General features: G+C 60.5%; 32 protein-coding genes and 1 riboswitch. Of the genes, 6 read left to right on the forward strand and 26 right to left on the reverse strand.

Annotated features, from left to right (window positions below; translation table 11 throughout):
- Positions 1 to 27: 27 nt before the first annotated feature.
- The 20 genes from rplQ to yqeB form a co-directional block, all read right to left on the reverse strand.
- Positions 28 to 495, reverse strand: a complete 468-nt coding sequence (gene rplQ / locus I2D57_RS00510; protein WP_099432038.1) for a 50S ribosomal protein L17 — start codon at positions 493 to 495, stop codon at positions 28 to 30.
- Positions 496 to 525: 30 nt separating this feature from the next.
- Positions 526 to 1,467: a DNA-directed RNA polymerase subunit alpha gene (locus I2D57_RS00515; protein ID WP_006235276.1), complete on the reverse strand. Its 942-nt coding sequence runs from the start codon at positions 1,465 to 1,467 to the stop codon at positions 526 to 528.
- 32 nt (positions 1,468 to 1,499) lie between these two features.
- On the reverse strand, positions 1,500 to 2,096 hold the full coding sequence (rpsD, locus tag I2D57_RS00520) for a 30S ribosomal protein S4 (RefSeq protein ID WP_006235275.1): 597 nt from the start codon (positions 2,094 to 2,096) through the stop codon (positions 1,500 to 1,502).
- 19 nt (positions 2,097 to 2,115) lie between these two features.
- Entirely contained in the window at positions 2,116 to 2,520 is a 405-nt protein-coding gene (gene rpsK / locus I2D57_RS00525) for a 30S ribosomal protein S11 (RefSeq protein ID WP_006235274.1), read from the reverse strand.
- Between the two features lie 14 nt (positions 2,521 to 2,534).
- Positions 2,535 to 2,909, reverse strand: a complete 375-nt coding sequence (gene rpsM / locus I2D57_RS00530) for a 30S ribosomal protein S13 (RefSeq protein ID WP_022094275.1) — start codon at positions 2,907 to 2,909, stop codon at positions 2,535 to 2,537.
- 14 nt (positions 2,910 to 2,923) lie between these two features.
- Complete coding sequence (rpmJ, locus tag I2D57_RS00535; protein WP_006363204.1) at positions 2,924 to 3,037, reverse strand: 50S ribosomal protein L36; 114 nt, start codon at positions 3,035 to 3,037, stop codon at positions 2,924 to 2,926.
- 150 nt (positions 3,038 to 3,187) lie between these two features.
- Positions 3,188 to 3,406, reverse strand: a complete 219-nt coding sequence (gene infA, locus I2D57_RS00540; protein ID WP_035137443.1) for a translation initiation factor IF-1 — start codon at positions 3,404 to 3,406, stop codon at positions 3,188 to 3,190.
- Positions 3,407 to 3,510: 104 nt separating this feature from the next.
- Positions 3,511 to 4,299 (reverse strand): type I methionyl aminopeptidase, encoded by a 789-nt coding sequence (gene map, locus I2D57_RS00545; RefSeq protein WP_195361117.1) that lies wholly within the window; start codon positions 4,297 to 4,299, stop codon positions 3,511 to 3,513.
- Complete coding sequence (locus tag I2D57_RS00550) at positions 4,296 to 4,922, reverse strand: adenylate kinase (protein WP_006235269.1); 627 nt, start codon at positions 4,920 to 4,922, stop codon at positions 4,296 to 4,298. Before I2D57_RS00550 ends, map begins: the two co-directional genes overlap by 4 nt.
- Before the next feature lie 18 nt (positions 4,923 to 4,940).
- Positions 4,941 to 6,227 (reverse strand): preprotein translocase subunit SecY, encoded by a 1,287-nt coding sequence (gene secY / locus I2D57_RS00555; protein WP_035137447.1) that lies wholly within the window; start codon positions 6,225 to 6,227, stop codon positions 4,941 to 4,943.
- Positions 6,221 to 6,670, reverse strand: coding sequence for a 50S ribosomal protein L15 (rplO, locus tag I2D57_RS00560; RefSeq protein WP_006235267.1), 450 nt, complete (start codon positions 6,668 to 6,670; stop codon positions 6,221 to 6,223). Before rplO ends, secY begins: the two co-directional genes overlap by 7 nt.
- Positions 6,671 to 6,673: 3 nt before the next feature.
- Positions 6,674 to 6,856 carry a 50S ribosomal protein L30 gene (gene rpmD / locus I2D57_RS00565; protein WP_006235266.1) on the reverse strand — a complete coding sequence of 61 codons (183 nt, stop codon included), beginning with the start codon at positions 6,854 to 6,856 and terminating at the stop codon, positions 6,674 to 6,676.
- Positions 6,857 to 6,858: 2 nt separating this feature from the next.
- Entirely contained in the window at positions 6,859 to 7,383 is a 525-nt protein-coding gene (gene rpsE, locus I2D57_RS00570) for a 30S ribosomal protein S5 (RefSeq protein ID WP_006235265.1), read from the reverse strand.
- Positions 7,384 to 7,397: 14 nt separating this feature from the next.
- Positions 7,398 to 7,766 (reverse strand): 50S ribosomal protein L18, encoded by a 369-nt coding sequence (rplR, locus tag I2D57_RS00575; protein ID WP_195361118.1) that lies wholly within the window; start codon positions 7,764 to 7,766, stop codon positions 7,398 to 7,400.
- Positions 7,767 to 7,841: 75 nt separating this feature from the next.
- Positions 7,842 to 8,378 carry a 50S ribosomal protein L6 gene (gene rplF / locus I2D57_RS00580; protein ID WP_006235263.1) on the reverse strand — a complete coding sequence of 179 codons (537 nt, stop codon included), beginning with the start codon at positions 8,376 to 8,378 and terminating at the stop codon, positions 7,842 to 7,844.
- Positions 8,379 to 8,411: 33 nt separating this feature from the next.
- The gene (gene rpsH / locus I2D57_RS00585) at positions 8,412 to 8,810 is read right to left on the reverse strand and encodes a 30S ribosomal protein S8 (protein ID WP_195361119.1); all 399 of its coding nucleotides are present in this window, start codon (positions 8,808 to 8,810) and stop codon (positions 8,412 to 8,414) included.
- Between the two features lie 119 nt (positions 8,811 to 8,929).
- Complete coding sequence (locus I2D57_RS00590) at positions 8,930 to 9,115, reverse strand: type Z 30S ribosomal protein S14 (protein WP_022094280.1); 186 nt, start codon at positions 9,113 to 9,115, stop codon at positions 8,930 to 8,932.
- 79 nt (positions 9,116 to 9,194) lie between these two features.
- The gene (gene rplE / locus I2D57_RS00595; protein ID WP_006235260.1) at positions 9,195 to 9,752 is read right to left on the reverse strand and encodes a 50S ribosomal protein L5; all 558 of its coding nucleotides are present in this window, start codon (positions 9,750 to 9,752) and stop codon (positions 9,195 to 9,197) included.
- A gap of 325 nt (positions 9,753 to 10,077) precedes the next feature.
- The gene (locus I2D57_RS00600) at positions 10,078 to 11,121 is read right to left on the reverse strand and encodes an XdhC family protein (protein ID WP_195361120.1); all 1,044 of its coding nucleotides are present in this window, start codon (positions 11,119 to 11,121) and stop codon (positions 10,078 to 10,080) included.
- A gap of 9 nt (positions 11,122 to 11,130) precedes the next feature.
- Positions 11,131 to 11,925: a selenium-dependent molybdenum cofactor biosynthesis protein YqeB gene (gene yqeB / locus I2D57_RS00605; protein ID WP_195361121.1), complete on the reverse strand. Its 795-nt coding sequence runs from the start codon at positions 11,923 to 11,925 to the stop codon at positions 11,131 to 11,133.
- Positions 11,926 to 12,027: 102 nt separating this feature from the next.
- Between yqeB and yqeC the strand changes: the two genes are divergently transcribed.
- Complete coding sequence (gene yqeC / locus I2D57_RS00610; RefSeq protein WP_195361122.1) at positions 12,028 to 12,762, forward strand: selenium cofactor biosynthesis protein YqeC; 735 nt, start codon at positions 12,028 to 12,030, stop codon at positions 12,760 to 12,762.
- A gap of 119 nt (positions 12,763 to 12,881) precedes the next feature.
- Here yqeC and hydA read toward each other — a convergent pair whose 3' ends face one another.
- The 5 genes from hydA to dpaL form a co-directional block, all read right to left on the reverse strand.
- The gene (hydA, locus tag I2D57_RS00615; protein ID WP_195361123.1) at positions 12,882 to 14,249 is read right to left on the reverse strand and encodes a dihydropyrimidinase; all 1,368 of its coding nucleotides are present in this window, start codon (positions 14,247 to 14,249) and stop codon (positions 12,882 to 12,884) included.
- A 9-nt stretch (positions 14,250 to 14,258) separates the two neighbouring features.
- A complete protein-coding gene (locus I2D57_RS00620) occupies positions 14,259 to 14,873 on the reverse strand; it encodes a nucleotidyltransferase family protein (RefSeq protein WP_158551151.1) in 615 nt (204 codons plus the stop codon).
- Between the two features lie 150 nt (positions 14,874 to 15,023).
- A complete protein-coding gene (gene ygeW / locus I2D57_RS00625) occupies positions 15,024 to 16,226 on the reverse strand; it encodes a knotted carbamoyltransferase YgeW (RefSeq protein WP_055252229.1) in 1,203 nt (400 codons plus the stop codon).
- Between the two features lie 201 nt (positions 16,227 to 16,427).
- Complete coding sequence (locus I2D57_RS00630) at positions 16,428 to 17,813, reverse strand: YgeY family selenium metabolism-linked hydrolase (protein WP_195361124.1); 1,386 nt, start codon at positions 17,811 to 17,813, stop codon at positions 16,428 to 16,430.
- 74 nt (positions 17,814 to 17,887) lie between these two features.
- Positions 17,888 to 19,102 carry a diaminopropionate ammonia-lyase gene (gene dpaL, locus I2D57_RS00635; protein WP_117583046.1) on the reverse strand — a complete coding sequence of 405 codons (1,215 nt, stop codon included), beginning with the start codon at positions 19,100 to 19,102 and terminating at the stop codon, positions 17,888 to 17,890.
- 277 nt (positions 19,103 to 19,379) lie between these two features.
- Here dpaL and I2D57_RS00640 point away from each other — a divergent pair, with 277 nt between their 5' ends.
- The 5 genes from I2D57_RS00640 (at position 19,380) to I2D57_RS00660 (ending at position 25,489) form a co-directional block, all read left to right on the forward strand.
- Positions 19,380 to 20,033 carry a helix-turn-helix transcriptional regulator gene (locus I2D57_RS00640; RefSeq protein ID WP_195361125.1) on the forward strand — a complete coding sequence of 218 codons (654 nt, stop codon included), beginning with the start codon at positions 19,380 to 19,382 and terminating at the stop codon, positions 20,031 to 20,033.
- 123 nt (positions 20,034 to 20,156) lie between these two features.
- Positions 20,157 to 21,143: a hypothetical protein gene (locus I2D57_RS09970; RefSeq protein WP_195361126.1), complete on the forward strand. Its 987-nt coding sequence runs from the start codon at positions 20,157 to 20,159 to the stop codon at positions 21,141 to 21,143.
- 266 nt (positions 21,144 to 21,409) lie between these two features.
- Positions 21,410 to 21,500: riboswitch (SAM riboswitch) on the forward strand.
- Positions 21,501 to 21,508: 8 nt separating this feature from the next.
- Entirely contained in the window at positions 21,509 to 21,949 is a 441-nt protein-coding gene (locus I2D57_RS00650; RefSeq protein WP_195361127.1) for a hypothetical protein, read from the forward strand.
- A 307-nt stretch (positions 21,950 to 22,256) separates the two neighbouring features.
- On the forward strand, positions 22,257 to 24,071 hold the full coding sequence (locus I2D57_RS00655) for a hypothetical protein (RefSeq protein WP_195361128.1): 1,815 nt from the start codon (positions 22,257 to 22,259) through the stop codon (positions 24,069 to 24,071).
- Between the two features lie 182 nt (positions 24,072 to 24,253).
- Positions 24,254 to 25,489 (forward strand): hypothetical protein, encoded by a 1,236-nt coding sequence (locus tag I2D57_RS00660; RefSeq protein ID WP_195361129.1) that lies wholly within the window; start codon positions 24,254 to 24,256, stop codon positions 25,487 to 25,489.
- A 41-nt stretch (positions 25,490 to 25,530) separates the two neighbouring features.
- On the opposite strand, the gene I2D57_RS00665 is transcribed toward I2D57_RS00660, so the two are convergent.
- Positions 25,531 to 26,265 carry an exonuclease domain-containing protein gene (locus I2D57_RS00665; RefSeq protein WP_195361130.1) on the reverse strand — a complete coding sequence of 245 codons (735 nt, stop codon included), beginning with the start codon at positions 26,263 to 26,265 and terminating at the stop codon, positions 25,531 to 25,533.
- Between the last annotated feature and the right edge of the window lie 53 nt (positions 26,266 to 26,318).

Consider the following 26,318-nt stretch of genomic DNA (forward strand, 5'->3'; position numbering starts at 1 on the left):
CGAATATAGCCTATGTAGACGGAATGTCTACTCAGCGCTCTCCTCGGCAGCAGTCTCCTCGACAGCCTCGACCTTCTTGGGAGCAGCGGCCTTCTTGGGGGCCGGAGCAGCCTTCTTGGCCTTAGGCGTGCAAGGCTCGGTGACGAGCTCCATGATAACGATGGGAGCGTTGTCACCCTTACGGTTGCCGAGCTTCATGATGCGGGTGTAACCGCCGTTGCGGTCCTGCCACATGCCCTGGGCAGCCTTGTCGAAGATCTCGGCAACGAGCTGCTTATCGCCGAGCTTGGCGATGGCCAAACGACGAGAGTGCAGGTCGCCCTTCTTGGCCCAGGTGATGATCGGATCGACGACCGAACGCAGCGCCTTAGCGCGGGTCTCGGTGGTCTTGATGCGGTCGTTCTCGAAGAGGGCCTTAGCAAGGCTCTTCTTCATGGCCTTGGTGTGGCTCGCATCGGTGCCGAGCTTCAGGCCCTTCTTAACGTTGTGACGCATGGTCTAGTTTCTCCTCAAATATGCGAAGCATTAAGCCTTCAGGCTCAGGCCCATGGACTCAAGCTTGTCCTTCACTTCCTCGATCGACTTAACACCGAAGTTACGGATGTTGAGCAGATCGTTCTCCGAGAACTCAACGAGCTGACGGACCGAGTGAATGCTGGCGCGCTTAAGACAGTTGTAGGAACGGACAGAAAGGTCCAGATCCTCGATCTGCTTGTCCAGCTCGGCGTTGTCGTTGGTGACCTCGGGAGCGAAGATCGAAGCCTCCTCCTCGACCTCGGGGGTCTCGGCAAGGTTCATAAAGGCGGCCATATGCTGGTTGATGATATTGGCAGCCTGGACCACGGCGTCGCGCGGGGCGATGGAGCCGTTGGTCTCGATCTCGAGGACAAGGCGGTCGTAGTCGGTGTGCTGACCGACACGGCAAGCCTCAACGAGCTTGGCGCAACGGGAAACCGGCGAGTACAGCGAGTCGACGTGGATCACACCGATGGGATCGTTGTCGCGCTTGTTGGCCTCGCCAGAAACATAGCCGCGGCCATAGCCGATGCGCATGCTCATGGTGAGATGGCCACCCTCGGTGAGCGTAGCAATGTGCTGCTCGGGGTTGACCAGCTCAAACTCGGACGGAATAAAGAAGTCCGCACCGGTGACCTCGCAGGGGCCGTCAACCGAGATGGTGGCGGTCGCCTCGTCGGTCGTGCCGAGAGCCCTGAAGACAAGACCCTTGACATTCAGGACGATGTCGGTGACATCCTCGACCATGTTAGGGATGGTCATGAACTCGTGCTGCGCACCATCGATCTGAATAGCCTCGACGGCGGCACCCTCGAGCGAGGACAGAAGAACGCGACGAAGGGAGTTACCCAGCGTATCGCCGTAACCACGCTCGAGCGGCTCGACGGAGACACGAGCAGACGTCTCGTTGATCTCTTCGACCTGAACCTGAGGCCTAATGAATTCTGACATGTATTACCTCCAGCCTCAGCAGCCCGGATGGACTACTTAGAGTAGAGCTCGACGATGAGCTGCTCGTTGATATCACCGCTGATCTGCTCACGCGTCGGCAGAGCGAGCACGTTACCAGACAGCTTCTCGATATCGACCTCGAGCCAGCCAGGGACCTCAAAGCGCTCGGAGGAAATCAGGGCCTCCTTGATGGGGAGGAGGTCACGGAACTTCTCGCCGACAGCGACGACGTCGCCGGCCTTGACGCGGTAGGACGGGATGTCCACGCGCTTGCCGTTCACGGTGAAGTGACCGTGACGGACGGACTGACGAGCCTCTTTGCGGGTGCGGGCGAAGCCAAGACGGAAGACGACGTTGTCGAGGCGAGACTCAAGAATGATCATGAGGTTCTCACCGGTGACGCCGTTCATCTTACGGGCCTTGTTGAAGTAGCCGTGGAACTGCTTCTCCAGAACGCCATAGATGAACTTGACCTTCTGCTTCTCGCGCAGCTGCATGCCGTACTCAGATTCCTTGCGACGGCGCTTGGGCTGACGGATAGATTCCTTCTTGCTGCTGTAACCGAGCTCAGCGGGATCGATCCCGAGCTGACGGCAGCGCTTAAGAACAGGAGTCCTGTCGATTGCCATATTGATACGATCCTTTCAGTTACACGCGGCGACGCTTCTTGGGGCGGCAGCCGTTGTGCGGAATGGGGGTCTTGTCCTGGATGCTCGAGACCTCGAGGCCAGCAGCCTGGAGGGAGCGGATGGCGGTCTCACGACCGGAGCCGGGGCCCTTGACGAAGACGGAAACCTTCTTCATACCGTGCTCCATGGCCTGCTTGGCAGCAGCCTCGGCAGCCATCTGGGCAGCGAACGGCGTGGACTTACGGGAGCCCTTGAAGCCCACCTGGCCAGCCGACTTCCAGGAAATGACGTTGCCCTGGGGATCGGTGATCGAAACGATCGTGTTGTTGAACGTAGAACGAATGTGAGCCTGGCCCACGGAAATGTTCTTACGGTCCGCGCGCTTCAGACGGGCAGCGCGAACGTTCTTCTTAGCAGTAGCCATCTATCTAGCGCTCCTTATTTCTTCTTCTTAGCACCGATCTGACGCTTCGGGCCCTTGCGGGTACGAGCGTTAGTGTGGGTGCGCTGGCCGCGGACCGGGAGGCCCTTGCGGTGACGAAGGCCGCGGTTGCAGCCGATGTCCATAAGGCGCTTGACGTTCTGGTTGCGCTCACGGCGGAGGTCGCCCTCAACCATGATCTGGTTCTTATCGATATAATCGCGGATGGCGTTAACCTCATCCTCGGTGAGGTCCTTAACGCGCGTATCCACGTTAACGTTGCACTCGACGCAAATCTTCGTCGCAGTGGTGCGGCCGATGCCGTAAATGTAGGTCAGACCGATCTCAACGCGCTTCTCACGCGGGAGGTCGACACCATTAATACGGGCCAACGTAGTCTCCTCTCTTAACCCTGACGCTGCTTATGACGGGGGTTCTCGCAAATGACGAGGACCTTGCCATGGCGCCTAATGATTTTGCACTTATCGCACATCTTCTTGACCGAAGGACGTACCTTCATCGTTCTTCCTTTCGGTAGCGCTCAAACTACTTCCCTACTATCTACTCGCCCAGCCGCAGGCGTTTAAAACTATGGCTGGTCTTCACACACAATCCGACCGTAGGTTGAGCTAAGCCTGCAGTCGGAAATGGAGTGCGTGTATGCGTGCCGCTATTTGTAGCGATAGGTGATGCGGCCGCGGGTCAGGTCGTACGGGGAAAGCTCCACGACAACCCTGTCACCGGGGAGAATACGGATGTAATTCATTCGGATCTTGCCAGAAATGTTGCACAGAACCGAATGACCGTTCTCGAGCTCGACCTTAAACATGGCGTTGGGCAACGGTTCCTTTACCGTACCCTCGAGCTCAATTGCGTCTTCCTTCTTCACAAGCAATCATCTTTCTCTAGAAAACGACAGCGATTGAGTATTCTACAACACGTATGCACGCATCGTAATAACTTCGTAATGGCTCCACAACTAAATGGAACTTGTTACATTTCTCCGCCTTGGAGGGAGCACCAAGCACCTTGGGCATCCGTGGTGAGAATCACCGGACCGTCATTGGTAATGGCGACGGTGTTCTCGTAGTGCGCGGCGGGCAGGTGATCGTTGGTCGTAACAATCCAACCGTCGGAGCCCGTGCTCACATGGTTGGAACCCATCGCAACCATCGGCTCGATGGCAATGACCATGCCGGCCTGGAGGCGAACGCCCCTCCCCTTCTTTCCATAGTTAGGAACGTTGGGGTCCTCGTGCATCACGCGGCCAATGCCATGGCCTACATAATCACGAAGCACACCGTAACCGTGAGACTCGGCGAGGGACTGAACGGCATAACCGACGTCCCCGATATGGTTACCGGGAACAGCCTGCTCGATGGCAGCCTTAAGGCAATCGCGCGTGACCTCGCACAAAGCCTTGGCTTCGGGCGTGGGGGTGCCGACGAAAAACGTCCAAGCGTTATCGCCGACCCAACCGTCGACAACGGCTCCCGTATCGATGGAGATGATATCGCCATCGCGCAGGATCATGTCGGGGTTGGGAATACCGTGGACCACGGCATCGTTGATCGATGCGCAAATGGTCCCCGGGAACCCGCCGTAACCCTTAAAGGCCGGGGTGCCGCCATGCATGCGGATAATCTGCTCCGCGAGCTGATCGAGCTCAAAGGTGGAAACGCCGGGGCGCACCATGGCTCCAACGTGGCGGAGCGCCATCTTAGATAGCGCTCCTGCCTTCTTCATCTGCTCGATTTGCGTTGCAGACTTAATCTTGATCATAGACCGAGAGCCTCTTTGACATCCCCGTACACGGTCTCGCGAGCCTGGTCACCGTTGACCGACTTGAGCAGACCCTGGCCACGATAGTAGTCGACGAGCGGGCTCGTGGACTTCTCGTAGACGTCGAGACGGTTCTTGATGGTCTCGGGCTTGTCGTCGTCGCGCTGATACATCTCGCCGCCACACTTGGGGCAGGTAGCATCGGCAGCGGTGCCGGTGTAACCGCATGCGCGGCAGGTGCGACGCGAAGACAGACGATCGATAATGACCTCGGGGGCCACATCGACCAGAAGGGCGCAGTCGATCTCGCGACCCATGGCGGAGAGCTCGGAATCGAGCGTCACAGCCTGGGCGGTGTTGCGCGGGAAGCCGTCGAGGATGAAGCCCTGCTGGGCGTCATCGGCGGCAAGGCGCTCCTTGACAAGGTCGATCACGAGCTGGTCGGGAACGAGCTCGCCAGCGTCCATGTACTTCTTAGCCTGAATACCAAGCTCGGTGCCACCCTTGACGGCAGCACGCAGCAGGTCGCCCGTGGAAATGTGGGCGACGCCAAACTCGGCGACGAGCTCCTGTGCGACGGTGCCCTTACCGGCACCCGGAGCTCCGAGCAATACGAGGTTCATGAGCAATCCTCCTCTAGCCTATTTAAAGAATCCATCGTAATCATACATCTTGATCTGGCCTTCGAGCTTATCGACCGTGTCGAGCACGACGCCGACCATGATGAGGATGGACGTGCCGCCAAATGCCTGGATCAGATGGTTACCCGTGAAGGAGAAGATGATCGAAGGCACGATGGCGATGAGCGCCAAAAAGACAGCGCTGGGAAGCGTGATCTTGTTGAGCGCGTTCTTGATGTAGGCCGCGGTAGCCCTACCCGGACGCACGCCCGGAATAAAGCCGCCCTGCTTCTTAAGGTTATCGGCCGTGTCATCGGGGTTGAACACCATGGAGGTGTAGAAGTACGCGAAGAACACGATGAGGACAACGTTAAGCACCCAGTTGAGCCAACCGGTCGAAAGCGCGGAGGCAACTGCCTGAATCCAGCCGATGCCGGGGAAGAACACGGCAATCTGAGCCGGGAAGTACAGCAGCGCCGAAGCGAAGATGATCGGCACGACACCCGCGGTGTTGACCTTGATGGGCAGGTAGGTGGTCTGGCCACCCATCATGCGACGGCCCACGACGCGCTTAGCGTAGGAGACCGGGATGCGGCGCTGGCCGCGCTCAAGGAAAACAATCAGCGGGATAACCAGCAGGATGATGGCGCAGATGATCACCATGGTGATGATGCCACCGGCATTGCCCTCGGTGCTGGAGAAGATAGCCTGCGGCAGACCGGCCATGATGTTCGCGAAGATGATCAGCGACATGCCATTGCCGATACCGCGCTGGGTGATGAGCTCACCAATCCACATGATCAGCATGGCGCCCGCGGTGAGCGTACCGACGATCATGAGGTCGAAGATGATCTCGGGAGCGCCGGCGCCATTGAAGCTGATGCCGAAGCTCTTAAAGAGGAAGAGGTAACCCACGGAGTTGAGGATTGCCAGAGCCAGGGTGAGGTAACGCGAATACTGCGTAATCTTGGTCTGACCGACCTCGCCCTCGCGGGCAAGCTCATGCAGGGAAGGCACGACGGCCTGGAGCATCTGGAGGATGATCGAGCTGGTGATGTAAGGCATGATGCCCAGCGAAAACACCGACACATAGCTCAACGCGCCGCCAGAGAAAAGATTCAGGAGGGCCATAGCACCTGCGGCGACCGAATTGTTATCGGTCGAGAAAAGGCCCAGCATCCCCTGGAAGGGAATGCCGGGCACAGGAACGTGCGCACCAATGCGGTACACGACGAGCATAGCTATGGTAAAAAGAATCTTTTCGCGCAATTCTTTGATGCGGAAAGCATTCTTAAGACCATTTAGCACGGCAGCTCGACCTTTCCGCCGGCGGCCTCGATCTTGGCCTGCGCAGAAGCGCTGACCTTGTCGACCTTGACCGTGAACTTCTTGGTGAGCTCACCATTGCCGAGCACCTTGACGGGCTCGAACTCGCTCTTGGTGATGCGAGCGGCCTTAAGAGCGGCACCGTCGATCACAGCGCCGTCCTCGAACTTACGCTCGAGACGCTCAACGTTAACGGCGGTGTACTCGATACGACGGGGGTTGCGGAAGCCCGGAAGCTTGGGCAGGCGCATAGCCAGCGGAGTCTGGCCACCCTCGAAGCCGGCACCCTTGGTGCCGCCAGAGCGGGAACCCTGGCCCTTCTGGCCGCGGCCAGAAGTGGTGCCGTGACCCGAAGAATTGCCACGGCCGACGCGCTTGCGGTTCTTGGTGGAACCGGGCGCGGGAGTAAGATCGTGAAGCTGCATTTGCTACTCCTCTACAATCTCGACAAGGTGCTTGACCTTGAAGATCATGCCGCGGACGGACTCGTTGTCAGCAATCTCGCGAACCTCGCGGATCCTGTGGAGACCGAGGGCACGGACAGTACGGACCTGGTCCTGCTTGCAACCGTTGGTGCTGCGGACCTGCTTGATCTTGATGGTGTCAGCCATGCTTAGTTCTCCTTACCGACGAACATCTCGGAGACCGTCAGGCCACGGCGAGCCGCGACGTCCTCAGGGCTGGAGAGCTCCTTGAGGCCCTCGACGGCAGCCTTGATGATGTTGAGGCCGTTGTCGGTACCGAGGGACTTGGACAGGACGTTCTTGATGCCAGCAAGCTCAAAGAGGGGACGCACAGCGCCGCCGGCGATAACGCCGGTACCCTCGACAGCGGGCTTGATGATGATGCGGCCGGCACCAAAGTGGCCGAGAACCTCGTGCGGGATGGTGCCCTGCTCGGTCACCGGCACGTGGAACATGTTCTTCTTGGCATCGAGAGATGCCTTGGAGATGGCCATGGGCACCTCAGCGGACTTGCCCATGCCAACGCCGACGTTGCCCTTGCCGTCGCCAACGACGACGAGAGCGACGAGGCTCATGCGACGACCACCCTTGACGGTCTTCGACACGCGGTTGATGTAAACGACGCGCTCCTCGAACTCGGAGGCCTCGCGCTGCTGCTTCTGATTACGAGCCATGTGCTACATACCTCCTAGAACTCGAGACCGGCGGCACGAGCACCGTCGGCGAGGGCCTTGACGCGGCCATGGTAGATACGGCCACCGCGATCGAAGGCGACCTTGGTGATGCCGGCCTCGATGGCGCGCTTGCCAACGAGCTGACCGACCTTCTCCGCAGCCTCCTTGTTCGAGGTGTGGGTGCCCTTGAACTCGGCCTCGAGGGTCGAGGCAGAGACGAGCGTCAGGCTGGAGCCCTTGCTGTCGTCGACGATCTGGGCATAGATGTTGGCGTTAGTACGGGTCACGCGAAGACGCGGACGCTCGGAGGTACCCGAGACCTTGCCGCGAACACGACGCTGACGACGCTTGAGGCCTTCCAGCTTCGCCTTATGCTTGTTCATACGTAAACTCCTAAAAAGGTTGATCTTGCCAGCACCTGACGGGGTGCTGGTCTTATGCGAGTGAGTCGGTTACGACTACTTGGCGGCCTTACCCAGCTTGCGGCGGATGTGCTCGCCAACGTAGTGGATACCCTTGCCCTTGTAAGGCTCGGGAGGACGATGGCCGCGGATCTCAGCGGCGATCTGACCGACCTGCTGCTTGTTAATACCCTTGACGTTCACGTGGGTGTTGTCGGGAACCTCGAAGGTGATGCCCTCGGGAGCCTCGACGATCACGGGGTGCGAGAAGCCCAGGGAGAACTCGAGGTTCTTGCCCTTCTGCTGCACGCGGTAACCGACGCCGGCGAGCTCGAGCTTCTTCTCGAAGCCCTCGGAAACGCCAACAACCATGTTGTGGATGAGAGCGCGGGTGAGGCCGTGGCGGGCACGGGTCTCACGCTCGTCGTCGGGACGGGAAACGGTGAGGACGTTGTCCTCGACGTTGATAGCGAGCTTCTCAAAGACATCGAGCTCGAGCTGGCCCTTGGGGCCCTTGACGACAACGTTGTTGCCGTTGACTGCCACTTCGACTCCGGCGGGAATCTGGACAGGCTTATTACCGATACGAGACACGGTGATCTCCTTTCCTTCTACCTACCGAGCGAATTACCAGACGTAAGCGATGATCTCGCCGCCGACGTTGTGCTTGCGAGCATCGCGGTCGGTCATGACGCCATGGCTGGTGGAAATAATGGCGGTACCAAGGCCACCGCGGACGCGGGGCATGTCGGCAACGCCGGTGTACTTACGCAGGCCCGGCTTGGAAATGCGGCGGATGCCGTTGATGACCTTAGCCTTCTTGGAACCATACTTAAGCGTGATGTGCAGAGTCTTCTGGGGAACGGTGTCCTCGACATCGTAGCCCTCGATGTAGCCCTCCTCGTGCAGAACACGAGCGATCTCGACGAGCTTCTTGCTGCTCGGCATGGAGACCGTGGCCTTGTTCACAGAGTTAGCGTTACGGATGCGCGTAAGCATATCTGCGATCGGGTCTGTAAGGTTCATACAGATTCTCCTTCGTTCTTGATGAACACGTGCTCTTGGTTCTTCGCCGCCCTTAACGGCAAAGCCTTTTTAGCGCGTTTTCCCTGTTCCAAACTGATGCTTGAAACGCTGGTAGTGACTTACCAGCTGGCCTTCTTAACGCCGGGAAGCTCGCCCTTGAGTGCAAGCTCGCGGAAGCAGACACGGCACAGGCCGAACTTGCGGTACACAGAGTGCGGACGGCCGCAGCGCTGGCAGCGCGTGTACTCACGAGTAGAGAACTTCTGCTTGCGATTGCACTTGACGATCATCGATGTCTTAGCCACTTATATCCTCCTCACATAGAGTATTGTTCGCCCCAAGCGCCGCCCCCTTGTGGGAACGGCGCTTATAGGGCAGGTGAACCTATTTCTTGAACGGGAAACCGAAGGCGTCCAGAAGGGCCTTGGCCTCCTCATCGGTGTTGGCGGTGGTCACGAAAGTGATGTCCATACCGCGCTGGTGATCGACGGAGTCGAAGTCGATCTCGGGGAAGATGAGCTGCTCGGTGACGCCCATGGAGAAGTTACCACGGCCGTCGAAGCTCTTGGCGGAGATGCCGCGGAAGTCGCGGATACGGGGGATCGCGACGGAGGTCAGACGATCGAAGAACTCCCACATACGGTCGCCACGCAGGGTAACCTTGCAGCCGATCGGCATACCAGCGCGCAGGCGGAAGGTAGCGATGGACTTGCGGGCACGGGTGATCATCGGCTGCTGGCCGGTGATGGCGCGCAGGTCGCGCACGGCACCGTCGATGGCCTTGGAATCGGTAGCGGCCTCGCCGACACCCATGTTCACGACGATCTTCTCAAACTTGGGGATCATCATGACGTTCTCGTACTGGAACTTGTCCTGAAGCTGCTGCTTGACCTCGTTGTTGTACTTGGTCTTCAGACGCGGCACATACTTCTCTTCTGCCATTGTTCACTCCTTCTTGGGGTTTTAAGCACGGGGCGTGGCCACGATGGGTTGTCCTCGTGCCTCCTGGCTGCATCCGCGCCGCTCATGGCATTTCGCGGTTTGGACTCGACGCAGCAGGAGCCGACAAAACAATCGGTACTATACGCGCATCGGGAGCGTATTTCCAGAAAAACCTCGTCTGCCTGCACAACTCCACAACTCCCCCGCACATATTGATCCCTAGGGGACGGAGGAAAATGGCAGTTGCGGTGAATTAGGGACTGTTTGACGGCTTAACAGGCTTAAACAGTCCGTATTTCACCGCAACTCATATATGGGGATGCGATTAGCGCTTGCGGGGGACGAGCTTGGTGCGGCGCAGGTGAATCATCTCGGCAGCGATGGAGATGGCGATCTCCTCGGGGTCCTCGGCCTCGATGGCGACACCGATCGGCAGGTGCAGCTCGTCGATTTGCTCCTGCGTAAAGCCCTCCTGCTCCAGGCGGGCGCGCACAAAGGCCGTCTTGCGGCGCGAACCCAGGCAACCCAGATAGGCAGGCTTGGCACGCATGGCCTGAATCACCACGTCGATATCGGACTTGTGACCTGCTGTGGCGACGACCACTAGGTCGCGCGGGCCGATGGGGCACTGCTCGCCCAGGTTCTTGTAGTCGACCAGACGACGGTCGTAGACACCGGGCACCCATTCGGGGGTCAGCGTGCCGGGGCGGTCGTCGCAAGCCACGACGGCAAAGCCCGCCGCCGTGAGCACCCGCGCCGTCGCAGCACCCACGTGGCCGCAGCCAAAGATATAGGTCAGGCCCTCGGGGCAGAGCGTCTCGATGTGCGCCGCGGGAATCTCGGAGGCCGCGTTGGTGTAGGTGACCTTACTCCCCTCCTCCACCAGCGAAAGCTCGGGGCAGCCTGCAATGGTATGGCGCGATGCCTCGCCATGGTACTCGGCCACATCGCCCTCGAGCGCGCTCGCGATAAACGGCTCAAAGTCGATGACGAAGTCGCCGATGCGTCGATACGCCAAGACGTCGGCAATCTCCTGGAACAACGTTGCCTTGGTCGCGTCCAGGTGCAGGTAGCACAGGCAGATGGCTCCGCCGCAGATCATACCGGTATCGGAGTTCTCGCCGCCCATGGTGTAGCGGACCAGACGCGACTGTCCCGCGCTCAGGAGCTCGCGTGCCTCATCCAGCGCAAAGAGCTCAATCTTGCCGCCGCCGATAGTGCCCGCCTGGCTTCCATCGGCAAAGACAGTCATCCATGCGCCCACACCGCGCGGCGATGACCCCGCCGTACCGGCCACGACCACGAGCTCGCACGTCTCGCCAGCACGCAGGGCGGCAAGCGCCGCATTCACCACATCGAGCTTTTCCATTGCCGCCTTCTATCCTCTAAAGACACCGGTAAGCATAGCGAGTGCCTCGAGCACGCCGCCTCCGACCGACGTCGCCTTGTCCGAAATATAGTTGATATAGCTGGCATCGCCGCGCGGATCGACATCAGCGCATTTAAAGCCCTCAGTCACCTGAACGCCGTCGGCCAAAAGGCCGCGCAAGCAGCCGTCAATCTGCGTGACCATGGGAGTATCGTCCGCATAGCCAATCACGTCACCGGCGTGCACGATGTCGCCGATGGTGCGGTCAGATCGAAACACGCCGGCGGCGGGGCTGTGGATAACACGCTCCTTGCCATAGCCGGCGATAATGCCCGGCACGCCCGTGTTGGGCTGGGGCGAACCTTGGGTAATGACACGGCCGAGAAAATGCCCGCGCATGGTCTCGACCACGGCGTCGCAGTCAACCGGCGCGGTAAAGCCCGGCCCCACGGCGATGACGACAGGCGCCATATCACGCGCGGTGCCCAAGTTGCGCTTGGCCAGAATCGCGTCGACCACGGCAGCGGGTTTCAGTTCGTCGAGCATCTTGGCCTGGGGGTCTACCACGACGGCGACATCTCCAGCCTCGGTAATCGCCAGCGCCTCGGCCGGCGTCTGCGCCAAGCGAGCGCGAATGCCCTCGACCTGGACCTCGCCCAGGCGAATGGCCTCGCAAAAACTGATTGTGCGGCGGATGCACGTGGGAACCGCGATATCGGCCATAACGACCGACACGCCAGCGCGTACCAAACGGGCGGCGACGCCCGTGGCGATATCGCCGGCGCCGCGAACATAAACGAGCATTCCCGGGGCACCTCCCTGTGCTACGGTTTGAGCAGAGCAAAAGCGGTTCGACCGCTACTCTGATGATTATTTATTATCACAGTATTATACGGCGGTGAACAGATGGAAACAGTTAGCGGCAATCTTGCCTCGGCGCTCAGGATCGAGCCGGGCATTACCGCGATTATCGGCAGTGGCGGCAAGTCGACGCTGCTGAAAACGCTGGGTCTCGAGCTCATGCGCGCTGGCGGCCGCGTGCTCCTCTGTACCACCACGCACATGTTTCCCGTCGCCGGCGTGCCATGGGGCGGGTCGAGCCGTCGCCTGGACGCCGCGCCTTGGAAGCCGGGGACCCTACATGTTCCCGGCTGCACCTGCGAGGCATGCGCGGGACTTGTCCGCGGAAGTATCTGCCAGGCGGGTGTTTTGAACCCGGAGACAGGCAAGCTCTCCGCCCCCGCCGAGCCGCTCAACGAGCTGGCGCAGCGCTTTGACTACGTCCTGGCCGAGGCGGACGGCAGCAAGCGGCTCCCGCTCAAGGCCCACGCCCCGTGGGAGCCGGTCGTTCCCGCCGGCACGGCCAACGTCATCTGGCTCGTCGGCGCCTCGGGGCTCGGCAAGCCCATCAACGAAGCCGTCCACCGCCCCGAGCTCTTTTGCGAGCGTTGCGGCTGCGAGCTCACCGACATCGCCACGCCCGAGCGCGTCGCCCAGGTGCTCAATTCCGAGATGCAGGCGCTGGGACTCAGCACCGCACGCGTCATGCTCAACCAAGTCGACGCACTCAGCGACCCCACGATGGCCGACCGCTTCGAGGCAGCCCTCGGCCGCCCCGTCGTCGCCAGCAGCCTCCGATAGCCGGCGCTGCCCCAGCAGACCTATAAGTTGCGGTGAAATAGTTCCCGAAACGGCCTATTTGGCGGCTAAACAGGAACTATTCCACCGCAACTGCGGAGGGGAATCCGGTGATCTTCCTGCTAGCGGGGGACGTAGCGGCCGGGTTGGGCTCCGGTGGGCTCGCCGTCGCGCGCAGCCAGTACGCCGTTCACAAACACGGCCTTGGCGCGGCCGTGCGCCTCAAAGCCCTCGAGCGGCGTGTAGTCCACGGCCTGATGCTGCGTCGCGGCGCTAATCGTCCAGCGCGCCTTGGGATCCCACACGCACACGTCGGCATCGGCGCCCTCGGCAAGACAGCCCTTGTGCGGATACATGCCAAAGACGCGCGCCGGGTTCTCGCTCATCAGGCGGCACAGATCCTCGGGACCCAGCTGTCCCTCAAAGCTCGTAGCGATCGCGACGGGGCGATGCTCCACGCCGGGTCCGCCGTTGGGAATCGCGCGGAAGTCGTCGCGCCCGCGGTCCTTTTGCCCGTGCAGGTTAAAGCTACAGTGGTCGGTCGTAATCGTATCGATCTCGCCGGCCACAAGCGCCTCGCACAGTGCCGCACGGTCGCCGGCATGGCGCAGCGGCGGACTCATCACGTACTTGGCGCCCGCAAAGCCGTCCTCGCCCTGCTCCAGATAGCAGGTGTCGTCGAGCATCAGATACTGAGGGCATGTCTCGACATAGATGTTCTTCTGCCCGCGCGCTTTGGCAGCGCGAATGGCCTCGAGCCCCAGCTTGGTCGAAAGGTGCACCACGTTGACCGGAGCGTCCCCGGCCAAGTGCGCCAGATACAGCAGGCGGCTCACGGCCTCGGCCTCACACACGTCCGGACGGCTGAGCGCATGGCCCTCGGGCCCGTGGATACCCTGCTCAAACACGCGCTTCTGCAGCGCGTTGACCAACGTGCCGTTCTCGCAATGCACGCACAGGATACCGCCCACGCGCTTGAGCTCCTCCAGCACCTCGAGCGTCTCGGCATCGTCCAGGCGCAGATGGTCGTAGGCAAAGTAGGTCTTAAACGACGACACGCCCGCCTCGCGCATGGCCGAAAGATCGGCGCGGTTGCGCTCATTCCACTCGGCAAGCGCCATATGGAAGGCATAGTTGGCGGTGCAGGTGCCGTCGGCGCGATGATGCCACTCGGCCAAGGCATCGGGCATGGTCACGCCGCGATCGGCCGTCGCGTAGTCCACAATGGTCGTCGTGCCGCCGCAGGCAGCCGCGCGCGTGCCGGTCTCAAAGCTATCGGCTGTCCAATCCATGCCGGTCCAGCACTGCATGTGCGTGTGCCCATCGATAAAGCCCGGGAACACCCAGCAGCCCGCAGCATCCTCGACGGTATCGCCCTCGGCCGGCTCAATCGCCGCGGCAATCCGCACGATCTTATCGCCATCCATGGCAAGATCGGCGCGGCGAAGCCCCTGGGGCGTCACGAGTGCGCCGTTTTTGATGATGATCATAATTGCTCCTTATTGATTGATGCAGTTGGCCACGCGATCAAAATACGAGCAGGCGGCGATATGCTCCGTTATGCGTCGCTGTCCCTTGACGGTATCGACGTCCCACAGCTCGTAGGCACGCGCCTCGACCAGCACCACGTCGGTACGGTCCTTGAGGATCGAACCGCCGCCGTCCTTACCCTCAAGACACATAAGTGCATCGAACAGTTCCGCCGGAAAGAGCACCGGGCTCGAAGGCTCACCGTTGCACGCAAGACGCACCGGATGCTTGCGGCCACGCTCGTCAAATGCACGAACCATAGCCTCAAAAGAATCCGAACTCACGAGCGGCTGGTCGCCCGGCAAAAAGAGGCAACCTTTCCAGTTGCGTTCGACTCCCCACGAAAGGCCCGCACGGACGCTTTCGCTGCGCAGCTCGCCATCGTGCAGCACGCACGGGCAATGCTTGTCATCACAAATCTGAGCGACCTCGGGCCAACGCGTCGAAACCACAACGTCAAAGCCCCGGGGAACCGAATCAATGGTCCGGGCAATCAGCGGCTCGCCATAGATATCGGCGAGCATCTTGTTAGAGCCAAATCGCTTGCCCTCGCCCGAAGCCATAATGACACAACCAAGTTTCATGGCGATACCTCCCCTGAAACCATCGTACCCATAACTCGCGTCGCGGGGCATCTACATCGAAAGCGCTTATCCCGCACGCCCACGATGCAAAAAGGGGCACCCCGCCGGTTGGCAGAGCGCCCCCTTTACATGGCTTACCTCAACCCAGCTTTAGGCCTGGAACCAACGGGCGGTGTTGCGCTCGTCGAGGGCCTTGAGGGTAGCGGCGGGATCGGCAACCTTCTGCAGGAACATCATGGCTGCGATGGCGTACGGCTTGTAGCTGGCCTCCTTGTACATGCCCACGCGGTGCATGTCGAAGACGTCGGCGTTGACCTCGCCGTGCTCGCAGGAGACACCGGAGATGTCGGCGGGCAGCGGATGCATAAAGATGGTGTCTTGGCCGTTGGCGGTCTTCTCCATGAGCTCGGTCGTAGAGCACCAATCCTGATGCGTGGCGTTCTGAGCGAGCAGCTCCTTCTCGAGTGCAGCGATGCCGGCGTCGTCGCCCTCGGCGTACAGGTTGGTGCGCTTCTCCATGGCGGCAAACGGAGCCCAGCTCTTCGGGATCACGATGTCGGCGCCCTCGAAGGCCTCGGCCATGGTGTTGACCTGCTTAAAGGTGGTGCCGGACTCGGCGGCATAACCCTTGGCGCGCTCGACGACCTCGGGCATGAGGTCGTAGCCCTCGGGGTGGGCCAAGGTGACGTCCATGCCAAAACGGGGCAGCAGGCTGATCAGCGACTGCGGGCAGGACAGCGGCTTGCCGTAAGAGGGCGAGTAGGCCCAGGTGACGGCAACCTTTTTGCCCTTGAGGTTCTCAAGACCGCCAAACTCGTTGATGAGGTAGAGCATGTCGGCAGAGGACTGCGTGGGGTGATCGGAGTCGGACTGCAGGGAGATGAGCGTGGGACGGTGATCCAGAACGCCGTCCTCGTAGGCCTGCTGGACAGACTCGGAGACCTCGGCCATGTAGGCGTCGCCCTTGCCGATGTACATGTCGTCGCGGATGCCGATGACGTCGGCCATGAAGGAGATCATGGTAGCGGTCTCGCGGACGGTCTCGCCGTGAGCGATCTGGGACTTCTTCTCGTCCAGGTCCTGCAGCTCAAGGCCGAGCAGGTTGGCTGCCTTAGAGAAGGAGAAGCGCGTACGGGTGGAGTTGTCACGGAACAGGGAGACGGCCAGACCCGAATCGAAGATCTTGGACGAAACGTTGTTCTCGCGCAGCTCGCGCAGGGCGTCGGCGACGATGTAGAGCGCCTTGAGCTCATCGGTGGTCTTATCCCAGGTGTGCAGGAAGTCGCTGCCGTACATGCCCTTAAAATCGAGGCCGTTCAGCTGCTCGACGAGCTCGGTAAACTTGGCGTCCATGTAAATATCCTTTCCAAAGATGAAACGATTGCAATGAGTAGATGTGCTCCGGCATGCGCGTGTGGCTAGAACATGCAGAGCACTATGACGAGGACCCGCTACCGTCGAGGAAGCATGGGAGATAACGACCGCGGGCCCCAAGTCAACAGGGGGTGCCGGGGACACGAGCTGTCCCCGGCTCAACAAGATCGAGGAATGGGACTAATCGATCTTGTTGTTGGTCAGACCGGCGCGGAACACGGTGGCGTCGCCATCGGCCTGGCTCGGATCGTAGAGGTTCAGGGCAGCCACATACATGGCGGCAGCGGTGACCAGGTCGTCCTTGTAGGTGACCTCGTTGGGAGCGTGAGCCTGAGACTCGGCACCCGGGCCGAAGCCGACGCAGGGGATGCCATAGCGGCCCTGGATGGAAACGCAGTTCGTGGAGAAGGTCCACTTGTCGCACAGCGGGCGACCGGTGCGCTTGTCCATGCTGGGCTCGCAGCCGATGCGCTCGTCACCGAACATGGCCTTGTGGGCGTCGACGAGGGCCTTGACGTGCGGAGCGGTCTCCTTGTTGATCCACGTGGGGAAGTAAGCCTCGGTCTCGTAGACCTCGCCGGTCCAGGACGGACGGTCGTACATGTACATGGAGACCTTCACGTCGTCGCCGTACTTCTTGGCGGCCGGCAGGTTACGGATCTCGTCCAGGCAGGACTCCCAGGTCTCACCGGCGGTCATGCGACGGTCGATGGAGATGGCGCAGGAGTCAGCGACAGCGCAGCGGCTGGGGCTGGTGTAGAAGATCTGGCTGACGGTGCAGGTGCCGCGGCCCAGGAAGCGGGCGTCCTCGAAGTGCTCGGGGTTGTACTTGGGGTCGAGCATCTTGACGAGGCCCTTGATGTCGGTCGACTCGTCACAGCCGTTGTTGTTGAGGGCGCGGACGTCGGCGATGATGTCGGCCATCTTGTAGATGGCGTTGTCGCCGCGGTCGGGAGCGGAGCCGTGGCAGGAGGTGCCGTGAACGTCGACGCGGATCTCCATGCGGCCGCGGTGACCGCGATAGATGCCGCCGTCGGTGGGCTCGGTGGAAATGACGAACTCGGGCTTAATGCCGTCCTTGTTGTAGATGTACTGCCAGCACATGCCGTCGCAGTCCTCTTCCTGGACGGTGCCGACGACCATGATCTTGTAGCCCTCGGGGATGAGGCCCATGTCCTTCATCATCTTGGCAGCATAGGTAGCAGAAGCCATGCCGCCCTCCTGGTCGGAGCCGCCGCGGCCGTAGATGATCTCGTCGGTTTCGTAGCCCTCATAGGGATCGGCATCCCAGTTCTCGATGTTGCCGATACCGACGGTGTCGATGTGGGAGTCGATGGCGATGATCTTGTCGCCCTCGCCCATAAAGCCCATAACGTTGCCCAGGCCGTCGACCTTGACCTCGTCATAGCCAAGGCTCTCCATCTCGGCCTTGATGCAGGCAACAACCTCACCCTCCTCGCAGGACTCAGAGGGGTGAGAGATCATAGCGCGCAGAAAGCGAGTCATATCAGCACGATGAGACCCAGCAGCAGCCTTGATTGCGTCGAAATCGAGTTCTTTAGCCATTGTTCATAACCTTTCAAACGAAGGAATCTACCTGTGAGGTGGCGGAGCGATACCTATTTACTCCGCCCCAACGATTAGCAAGTGGGATATTCGCCTTCCCAAACAATGCGGCGATACTGGTCGGGATCCGTATCGCCCTCGGTGGAGAAGCAGAGCACGGAGCTCGTCTTGTCCAGGCCGATGAGTTCCTTGAGCTCAGCGTACTCGGGATCGAGCATGAGGGTCTCGACCAGGCCGGTGGTCACAGCGCCGGACTCGCCGGAAATGACGCGCGGGTCGCCCTTCTCGGGAGCGCCCAGGGTGCGCATGCCGCGAGCGGTGACCCAGTCGGGGCAGGACACGAAGGCGGTGGTGTGGTTGCGCAGGATATCCCAGCCCAGGATGTTGGGCTCGCCGCAGCACAGGCCGGCCATGATGGAGGGCATGTCGCCGTCCACGATGCGCGGATCGCCGTCGCCGGCGGCAGCGCCCTTGTACAGGCAGGCGGCAGGAGCGCACTCGACCACGACGAAGGTGGGCGGGTTATCGGGATACAGGTTGGTGAAGTAGCCCACCACGGCGCCGGCAAGCGAACCCACGCCAGCCTGGACAAAGACGTGCGTCGGACGGTTGATGGCCATCTCGCGCAGCTGCTCGGCAGCCTCGGAAGCCATGGTGCCGTAGCCCTCCATGATCCAAGACGGAATCTTCTCGTAGCCCTCCCACGCGGTGTCCTGAACGATGACGCCGCGCTCGCAGGCGTCGGCCTCGGCGGCGGCCATGCGCACGCACTCGTCGTAGTTGACCTCTTCGATGGTCACCGTGGCGCCCTCGGCGGCGATGTTATCGAAGCGGGGCTTGGTGGAACCCTTGGGCATGTGCACGACGGCCTTCTGGCCCAGCTTGTTGGCAGCCCATGCCACGCCGCGGCCATGGTTGCCGTCGGTGGCGGTAAAGAAGGTGGCCTGGCCAAAGTCCTCGGCCAGCTGATCGGAGGTCAGGTAATCGAAGGTGCAGTCGGCAACGTCCTTGCCGGTCTCGTCGGCAATGTAGTTGGCCATGGCAAACGAGCCGCCCAGAACCTTAAAGGCGTTGAGGCCAAAGCGATAGCTCTCGTCCTTAACGCACAGGTTGGAAAGGCCCAGGCGCGCAGCCTGACCATCCAGGCGGGCAAGCGGAGTGACAGTATATTGCGGGAACGACTGGTGGAAGGCGCGGGCCTTCTTCACGTGGTCGAGGCTCATGATTCCCAAGTGCTTGTCATCGCTCTTGGGCATCGTGTTGCCCGCCCACTGGATCTTATCGGCCATACGGCGAACTCCTTAAGTCCTCTCTTGCCGGCCCCCGCATACGCGTTTCAGCCCATTCCCATTCATGCGACTGAACTTTTATGTGGATGCCAAACAAAAAGTTTGTTAGCACTGTTCTATCACACTTTTTGATTGGTATACCTAACAAATTGTTTGTTGCCGTAATCGGTATCTTTTCGCCGCCGAACGGTCACATAACGCAGCGACACTTTCGTTATTTGCGAACAAGTGGGGTTTATGGCAAAGTGAGCCCAAACTAATTTTTAGGAAGGCACCCATGACCCCCGCACAGATTGAGTTTTACAAGCGCCTTGCACACGGCCTGGCGCTCCAGTTTGGCCCCAACTGCGAAGTCGTCGTCCACGACTTGGAGACCGAGGACGTGGACCACTCCATCGTAGTGATCGAAAACGGCCACGTCAGCGGGCGCAAACTGGGTGACGGCCCCAGCCATATTGTGCTTGAGTCCATGCACGAGGGCACCACCGACGTGCACGACCGCGAGCCATACCTCACCAAAACTGCCGATGGCAAGCTGCTCAAGTCCTCGACCATCTTTATCCGCAACGACGAGGGCAAGCCCGTCGGCATTTTGGGCATCAACTTTGACATTACGCTTATGAAGGCTTTTGAGCGTTCGCTCGACGCCTTTACCGGCACCGGCGGCACGGGCTATACCGAGCCCGAGCCCATTACCAAGAACATCGGCGACCTGCTCGAGGACCTGCTGCACGAGTGCGAGCAGTTTGTGGGCAAGCCCGCGGCACTCATGACCAAAGACGAGCGCATTCGTGCCATTGGCTATCTCGACCGTCGCGGTGCCTTCCTCATTTCCAAGTCGAGCGAGCGCGCCTGCGAGTTCTTTGGCATCTCCAAGTACAGCTTCTATAGCTACCTCAATGAGGCCAAGGCGGCGGCCGGCGACAAGTAGGCACTCGCCTGGATTGCCCCTCCCCTTTTGGGCGCGAGTTCTGGAAAGCACGAATCCAAGACCGAGCCGCTTGGGAAGTTCCATATAATCGATGTCATTAGTATTTCGAAAGGATGGGACAGAATGGCGTTGAGCAAGGCATCATGCACCGGTCGCGGATTGATTCCGGCAATTGGTGGACATGTGCACCGCATGTTCGATGAGGGTGAAGACGACCTGTTTTCGCTGAGCCTTGACGATGTGATGGATGATCGCCCGTGGACCGCCGACGAACTCATGGGCGGCGGGGCTCGCCCGTCAAACCCCAATCCCGCACTTGCGCCTAAGCCCGCATCTGCGCCGACTCCTGCGCAGTCGGCTGTTTCGACGCCCGCGCCTACACCCGCACCCACTTCGGCGCCCACGCCCGCTCCCCGCCCCGCAAGCGACCCGTCCGAGACGGCGGCATTTCTCGCAGCAGCGACGCAGGGCAAATCGGCCGACAGCACTGTTATGTACAGCGCCCAGCAGTTGCCTGTTCCTGCGGCACGCAAGCCTCCGGTCACAAGGCTCGATGAGCCCGTTGCCCATCAGGTTGTCCACGATTCCTGGGCTGCAGCCGATCTGGATGAGACCTCTACCGGCATGCCGGCGCTCGATGTTCCAGTTAACCCGCTTTTTGCCGCCAACACGAGCGCCGCGGGCTATGAGGGCGGTGCGGCATATTCCGATTATTCCGATGGCTATGCTGGCACCGGTCGCATCGAGACCGAGGATTATGGCACCGCATCGAGCGATTATCTCAACGATCCGTACGCTGCCACGCCTGCACCGGAATATGACCCGGAGGCCGCGTCCGCACCGGCGTATACCAAAAGCACGGGCGAAGAGCGCTTCGCCGATTATTACGCCGAGGAAAAGGCGCTGCGTTTCTCGGAATTTCCGCAGGCAGTCAAGGTTGCCTTTATCGCCATTGTCATTGCCCTGCTCGGCGCCATTGCGTTTGAGGGATTCCAGCTGTTCCGCGGCCCCACCGCGTCCGAATCGGCAACGCAGCAAAAAGAGGACGACAACCAGTACCTGGACATCAACACCCTCAAGGGCGACCCCAACGACGGGGACGACGAGTAGCGAGGGCTGAAGGCGGCCGCAGGATCCCGCATCCAGCACCGGCTTCTAAGTGCTGTTTTGTCATCCAGCTACACTTTTCCGAAGTTTTAAGGTGCCTATTTCGACTCTTTTCCGTACTTTTACACGGCTGATTTCGACACTTTTCCGAATGAAAGCCGAATAATCACTTGGAAAACCAACGCCGTTCACGCGTCATTTCGCAGGCGGCGCTTGATTTCTGTCCGTGCGCGCTGATAGACTCCATCTTGCCCGCAAGGAGCGGGCGCGTTTTATCCAGAGTCGGGGTAGAGAGTTGGCTCCACGATCCCGACGCCAACCGGCCAAGAGGCACGGTGGCCCTGCCAACATCGATGAAAGGAGTCCGTATGGACAATTTCTCCGTGCGCAGTGAGCGCAACTTCCACAACCTGGTCGCACAGCCAAAACGCATGCATCTTCTGGACAAGCCGAACGGCTACGCCTCGGCCATGGTCAAGAGCAGTCTCTCCCACCAGATGCGCTTTACGGTGCAGCAGCTCGAGGAAGAGCTCCGTGCCGCCGGCGGCCCGCACGTACTGCAGATCAGGCTGTCCGGCGACAACTCGCGCGAGCCGTCCAGCTGGAAGCTCTTCGCCGACGGCGTATGCGTTGCGGACGGATCTGGCACCTTTGCCCGTGAGTGCTTCTGCGAGGGAGCCAAGGTGTTCCTGGATCTGTGTCGCGATGCCGTCGAGACTGCCGAACTGCGCCAGCGGAGCCAGAGGGAGTATGAGCTGCTGAGTGCCACCCGCGGGATTGCGGGGGGTGTAGGAACAGAAGCCTCATGACGGTGGCCTCAGCTGGAATGACGTATCGCTCGATGAATGATCTCAACAACGTAGCCGATGCGCCGCATTTCACCTCAAAGGCATTGAGCGATCGGGAGACGTCCAGCATTTCTTTGATATCCCCAATTGATTGTTCCGAGAAAGTCTCTTCATGTCCTTATAATCGCCCTTACGAGAAACGTGGACGAGACAGGCGTCCATATGCCGTCTCTAAACTAACGAGCCGTTCGCGGAAAGAACATCTGGCTAGCATGGGCCAAAGATATACTGGTATCGCTGCAACAATTATGGAAGATCGGCACCACCAATGACCTCCTTGAAATTCTCCAGGCGCTTCGCGCTTAGCCTGCTCGCCTCGCTGTCCACCACCGTAGCGCTTGCTTTGCCCTCAACCGCCCTAGCCGCGTCGGACCCGAACCCGCCCAGCATCTCCAACGTGACGATATCCGCGACGACAGTCACGGCCGGCTCCACGCTGCATGTCGGCTATAGCGTCGATGACCCTGACGGGGTACGGTCCGTCACGCCCATAGTCGAAGTCGTTGTCGAAAACGATACCGGAGACCATGGAATCAGTTCCCGTCTCGCCTTCTCGTCGACCGGCAACACGACCGCGGGCTTCGATATCTCCACCTCCCCGAGCGACCGGCCCTGCAGGTACCGGATCATCGGCCTCGGCGTGACCGATAGTCTTGGATGGGTTACCGATGTCTACGACACGACGTATGCCGAGGAGAAGGGGCTCGACTGTCCGACCTTCACCACCGACCCCCTCGAGTATGAGGTGACCGAGGGACCCGAGGACCAAAACCCGCCGACCGTGTCCTCCGTGTCGCTCTCGAGCAGGGAGGTCGCAACCGGTGCCGACTTCCACATCTCTTGGACCGTCTCCGATGCCGACGGCGTTCGTTCCGTTTCCCCCATACTGCGGCAGGGCTGGGAGAATTCGGACGACGGCTGCTCTGTTTCGTCAGCCTATTATCACGGAGGCTCGTCTATCGACGGGTTTGACCTCACATTCGACAGCAATAGGATCGGAAGGCACAGGCTGATCGGCCTTTCGGTCACCGATGGCCTAGGGTTCGAGACCGATGTGTACGAGAGTTCCTACGCCAGGGCCAACGGCATTTCGGGCGCGACTTTCTCGGTTGGCGACCCGAGCGAGCTGTGCTTCGAGGTGACCGGCAGCGCGATCGACCGGAACCCGCCCACGGTCTCGAACGTTTCCATCTCCGCGAAGAGGGTCCCCGTCGGCGGGATCCTCCGTATCTATTGCAATGTAGGCGACGCGGACGGCGTAAAGTCTGTCTCCCCGATCCTCGGCGACCCCGGCTATGTCGAGGACCCGAACTCTTTAAAGACCCGCAAAACGTTGAGCTGCAGCTACGATGCGGCAAGGGGCTATATCGAAATCGAGTTCCCCACGTCGCTCTCGATGGGCTCGTTTGAAATCCAAGCCCTCGCGGTCCTCGACAAGACGGGCCACGAGACCTTCGTCTACAGCTCCGCCTACGCCGAGCGTAACGGCAAGACCGGCGTTCAGACCTTTGATGTCGACGACGCGGGGGACGTCACCTTCGACGTGACCGCTCCGCTGTATGCCGCCACCAAGGGCGACGGGCAGGCGTATGCAAAGGACGGCGAGGCCGGTCTGACCTTCCGCTTCAGCGGTCCTCTCGATGAGTTCACGCGTCTCCTCGTGGACGGAACTGAGGTCTCCGCCGAGAACTACACCGCAACCAGGGGCAGCACGATTATCGAGCTCAGGCCGTCCTACCTGGACACGCTCGCCGCCGGCGGACACACCGTCACGGCCGTCTGGAAGGACGGGACGGCAACCGATGCGTCCTTCACCGTGGAGGGGAAGGCCCAAGGGGAGCAGGCGGGCGGAAAGACCGACGTAGATTCACCCGGCGACAACAAAAGTGATCCTGCCACTCCTGAAAAGGACGCCGACGAGGCGGCTACAAAAAAGTCGGGACGCACGACAGCCGATGAACCAAATCTCGCTGCAACCGGCGACTCCACTTGGATGGCCAGCATCGCATTGGCCATGGCGGCCACGACCTGCTTCACGGCAGCGAGAAGGCTTGAGCCCAAGCAGCATAGGCACGAACAGTAGCTCAAAGCGAACTCAACTGGGAAGGGCAGATGGATAGCCGTCCTTCTCTTATAATCAACCCAATCCGCTGAAATGCAATCAGTTAACGAGTTTCGCCAGACGCTCGGCCTCTACCTCGCTCTAGCAAGCCACCAGGCGATGAGATAATGCCCACGACTATCAACGTAAGCAAGGAGCGCGCTATGGCAGACAACGAGACCAAACCCTCGGCGAACGACGGCCGAGAGGAGCTCGTGGCAAAACAGCTCGCATCGACCAAAATCCACCTCGCGCTCACTCAGAAGCGGGTGGACGTCTCCGGCGCCATCAAGCTACCGCTCGAGCGAATTCCCCAACTCGGCGTGGCGTTCGCCTCGCTCCCCTCGATGTTTCGCACCGTCACCAACACGGTGAGCGTGCCCACGCTGCTCCAGGCGACTGACAAATATGGTAACCCGCTCGATCCGTCGAAACTCAACTCGTTCAAGGACGGCAGCGGTCTCACAGGGGGCTACCGCGACGCCGCCAAGGGCCTTGGGCAGGCGCGCTTCCACGTAGTCGAGGGCGACATCGCCACGAGCGTCACGCAGGTGCCTTACGATCCAACATCGCTATTCATGGCAGCCGCAATCGCGCAGATAAACCAAAAGCTCGACTCCATCCAGGAGTCCGTCGACGAAATGTTCGAGTACATGCGTCAGCGCGACAAGGCCAACATGCGTGGCAGCCTCAAGACGCTCGCAGACATCCTCAACGGTTACGGACTCAACTACGGCAACGCCACCTACATGGCAAACGCCCATATGAAGGTGCTCGACATCAAGCAGTCGTCCGCGCAGGACATGGAACTCTTCCGCTCGCAGGCACAGGCAGATCTGAAAAAGAAAGGGTTCATCGAGGTGCGAGACGGCTTGGGCAGACGCCTCGACAAGGTGCTCGACTACCTCAAAGACTGCCAGCTCGCCACCTACATCCACGCGTTCTCGCTGTTCCTCGAACCCATGCTCGCCCAGAACTTCGAGCCCGCAAAGCTCGCGGACGCCACTGCGAAGATCGAGGCTGATTCGATCGCGTACCGCGAGCTCTACACCGACTGCTACAACGCACTCGAAGCGGGGGCTGTCGACACCGTCGATGCGGCACTGCTGGGCGGTATCGCGTCCGCGGGCAAATTGCTCGGTCACGCCATCGCAAAGACCCCCGTGGGCGACCATACACTCATCGACGAGGCGCCCGAAGGCGCAGGAGAGAGCATCGGAAAGTTCAACGACAAGCAATCCGAGAAACTCCTCGAAAAGCTCCATCAGGCAAAGACGCCCGACGTCACGCCGTTCAAGCAGAGCGTAAAGGAGATCGACACCCTCTACAACCGCCCCGCGCAGATCGCCGTGGACGCCGAGAACGTCTACATCTTGCCTGCCAAGCAGCAGGAAGAGTAACGATACGCGACAGGCACGCGCCATGCAGACAGCTAACGCCCCTACCTTCCCGCCGCCTTCAGCTTCAGCAGCAGGTCGCCCAGCTCGGGGCACTTGCTAGAAAGGCGCGTCTGAGCTCGCTCGCCCATCCCCCACCGCTGGCGGACTTCCTGGGCGCGCGGGCTCACGCGGTAGTCCCCGTCCATCACCTGCTTGAGCAGCTTGGCGGTCACGCGCGCATCGGCAAGGGCGCTGTGGGCGTGACCCGTCGGCTCGTCGAACTCGATGCCAAACCACGTCGCCGCGTCACTCAAAGAGACGCACCCGTGGCTGCCCACGTCCATGATCGAGGTGTAAAACGCCTGCAGGTCGGCCCAGTCCGTAGGAAATGCGGAAAGATCAATGTGCTTTGCCTGGCACTCGGTCAAAAGCTGTCGACGGTCCGCCCCGCTCCAGCAAACCACCTGTGCGGAGTAGCGACCGATCCAATCGCTGAGCCTTTTGATTACCATGTAGAGCGGATCGGCCATCGCAGTGTCCACGGCCGATATCCCCGTAAGCTCGCGGACGGAAAACGCAACGCCTTCGGTAAATTCCGTCTGCACAAACTGCGAGAACTCGCCCATAACGTTGCCGTGGTAATCGAGCTTGACGGCGCCGACCTCGATAATCTCATTGCGCAGCCCACGTCGCTGGCGCTGCTTTGGCACCGGCGCAAACTCAAAGTCCAGCACAATCTGGCGCGCAAAGTTCGTCGTATCGATAGCCGAGATATCCGGCGTCTTTTTGTCTGGCACGGTCAGGGCCTTTCTCCGTCAACTGCCGCTCGTTACATAGGCGGCTACATTGC

This window comes from Collinsella aerofaciens (assembly GCF_015553355.1).
GTDB classification, from domain to species: domain Bacteria; phylum Actinomycetota; class Coriobacteriia; order Coriobacteriales; family Coriobacteriaceae; genus Collinsella; species Collinsella aerofaciens_V.

Excerpts from the sequence above, each read along its gene's own strand:
- I2D57_RS00620 (WP_158551151.1), bottom strand. The coding sequence starts at position 14,873 with ATGAAACTTGGTTGTGTCATTATGGCTTCGGGCGAGGGCAAGCGATTT.
- rplQ (WP_099432038.1), bottom strand. The coding sequence starts at position 495 with ATGCGTCACAACGTTAAGAAGGGCCTGAAGCTCGGCACCGATGCGAGC.
- rpsH (WP_195361119.1), bottom strand. The coding sequence starts at position 8,810 with ATGAACCTTACAGACCCGATCGCAGATATGCTTACGCGCATCCGTAAC.
- yqeB (WP_195361121.1), bottom strand. The coding sequence starts at position 11,925 with ATGCTCGTTTATGTTCGCGGCGCCGGCGATATCGCCACGGGCGTCGCC.
- I2D57_RS00630 (WP_195361124.1), bottom strand. The coding sequence starts at position 17,813 with ATGGCTAAAGAACTCGATTTCGACGCAATCAAGGCTGCTGCTGGGTCT.
- I2D57_RS00550 (WP_006235269.1), bottom strand. The coding sequence starts at position 4,922 with ATGAACCTCGTATTGCTCGGAGCTCCGGGTGCCGGTAAGGGCACCGTC.
- I2D57_RS09970 (WP_195361126.1), top strand. The coding sequence starts at position 20,157 with ATGGCGTTGAGCAAGGCATCATGCACCGGTCGCGGATTGATTCCGGCA.
- ygeW (WP_055252229.1), bottom strand. The coding sequence starts at position 16,226 with ATGGACGCCAAGTTTACCGAGCTCGTCGAGCAGCTGAACGGCCTCGAT.
- rpmJ (WP_006363204.1), bottom strand. The coding sequence starts at position 3,037 with ATGAAGGTACGTCCTTCGGTCAAGAAGATGTGCGATAAGTGCAAAATC.
- hydA (WP_195361123.1), bottom strand. The coding sequence starts at position 14,249 with ATGATCATCATCAAAAACGGCGCACTCGTGACGCCCCAGGGGCTTCGC.
- rpmD (WP_006235266.1), bottom strand. The coding sequence starts at position 6,856 with ATGGCTGACACCATCAAGATCAAGCAGGTCCGCAGCACCAACGGTTGC.
- I2D57_RS00515 (WP_006235276.1), bottom strand. The coding sequence starts at position 1,467 with ATGTCAGAATTCATTAGGCCTCAGGTTCAGGTCGAAGAGATCAACGAG.
- rplO (WP_006235267.1), bottom strand. The coding sequence starts at position 6,670 with ATGCAGCTTCACGATCTTACTCCCGCGCCCGGTTCCACCAAGAACCGC.
- I2D57_RS00600 (WP_195361120.1), bottom strand. The coding sequence starts at position 11,121 with ATGGAAAAGCTCGATGTGGTGAATGCGGCGCTTGCCGCCCTGCGTGCT.
- rplE (WP_006235260.1), bottom strand. The coding sequence starts at position 9,752 with ATGGCAGAAGAGAAGTATGTGCCGCGTCTGAAGACCAAGTACAACAAC.
- rplR (WP_195361118.1), bottom strand. The coding sequence starts at position 7,766 with ATGAACAAGCATAAGGCGAAGCTGGAAGGCCTCAAGCGTCGTCAGCGT.
- I2D57_RS00660 (WP_195361129.1), top strand. The coding sequence starts at position 24,254 with ATGGCAGACAACGAGACCAAACCCTCGGCGAACGACGGCCGAGAGGAG.
- yqeC (WP_195361122.1), top strand. The coding sequence starts at position 12,028 with ATGGAAACAGTTAGCGGCAATCTTGCCTCGGCGCTCAGGATCGAGCCG.
- rpsD (WP_006235275.1), bottom strand. The coding sequence starts at position 2,096 with ATGGCAATCGACAGGACTCCTGTTCTTAAGCGCTGCCGTCAGCTCGGG.
- dpaL (WP_117583046.1), bottom strand. The coding sequence starts at position 19,102 with ATGGCCGATAAGATCCAGTGGGCGGGCAACACGATGCCCAAGAGCGAT.
- rpsK (WP_006235274.1), bottom strand. The coding sequence starts at position 2,520 with ATGGCTACTGCTAAGAAGAACGTTCGCGCTGCCCGTCTGAAGCGCGCG.
- I2D57_RS00640 (WP_195361125.1), top strand. The coding sequence starts at position 19,380 with ATGACCCCCGCACAGATTGAGTTTTACAAGCGCCTTGCACACGGCCTG.
- I2D57_RS00655 (WP_195361128.1), top strand. The coding sequence starts at position 22,257 with ATGACCTCCTTGAAATTCTCCAGGCGCTTCGCGCTTAGCCTGCTCGCC.
- rpsE (WP_006235265.1), bottom strand. The coding sequence starts at position 7,383 with ATGGCTCGTAATCAGAAGCAGCAGCGCGAGGCCTCCGAGTTCGAGGAG.
- I2D57_RS00650 (WP_195361127.1), top strand. The coding sequence starts at position 21,509 with ATGGACAATTTCTCCGTGCGCAGTGAGCGCAACTTCCACAACCTGGTC.
- map (WP_195361117.1), bottom strand. The coding sequence starts at position 4,299 with ATGATCAAGATTAAGTCTGCAACGCAAATCGAGCAGATGAAGAAGGCA.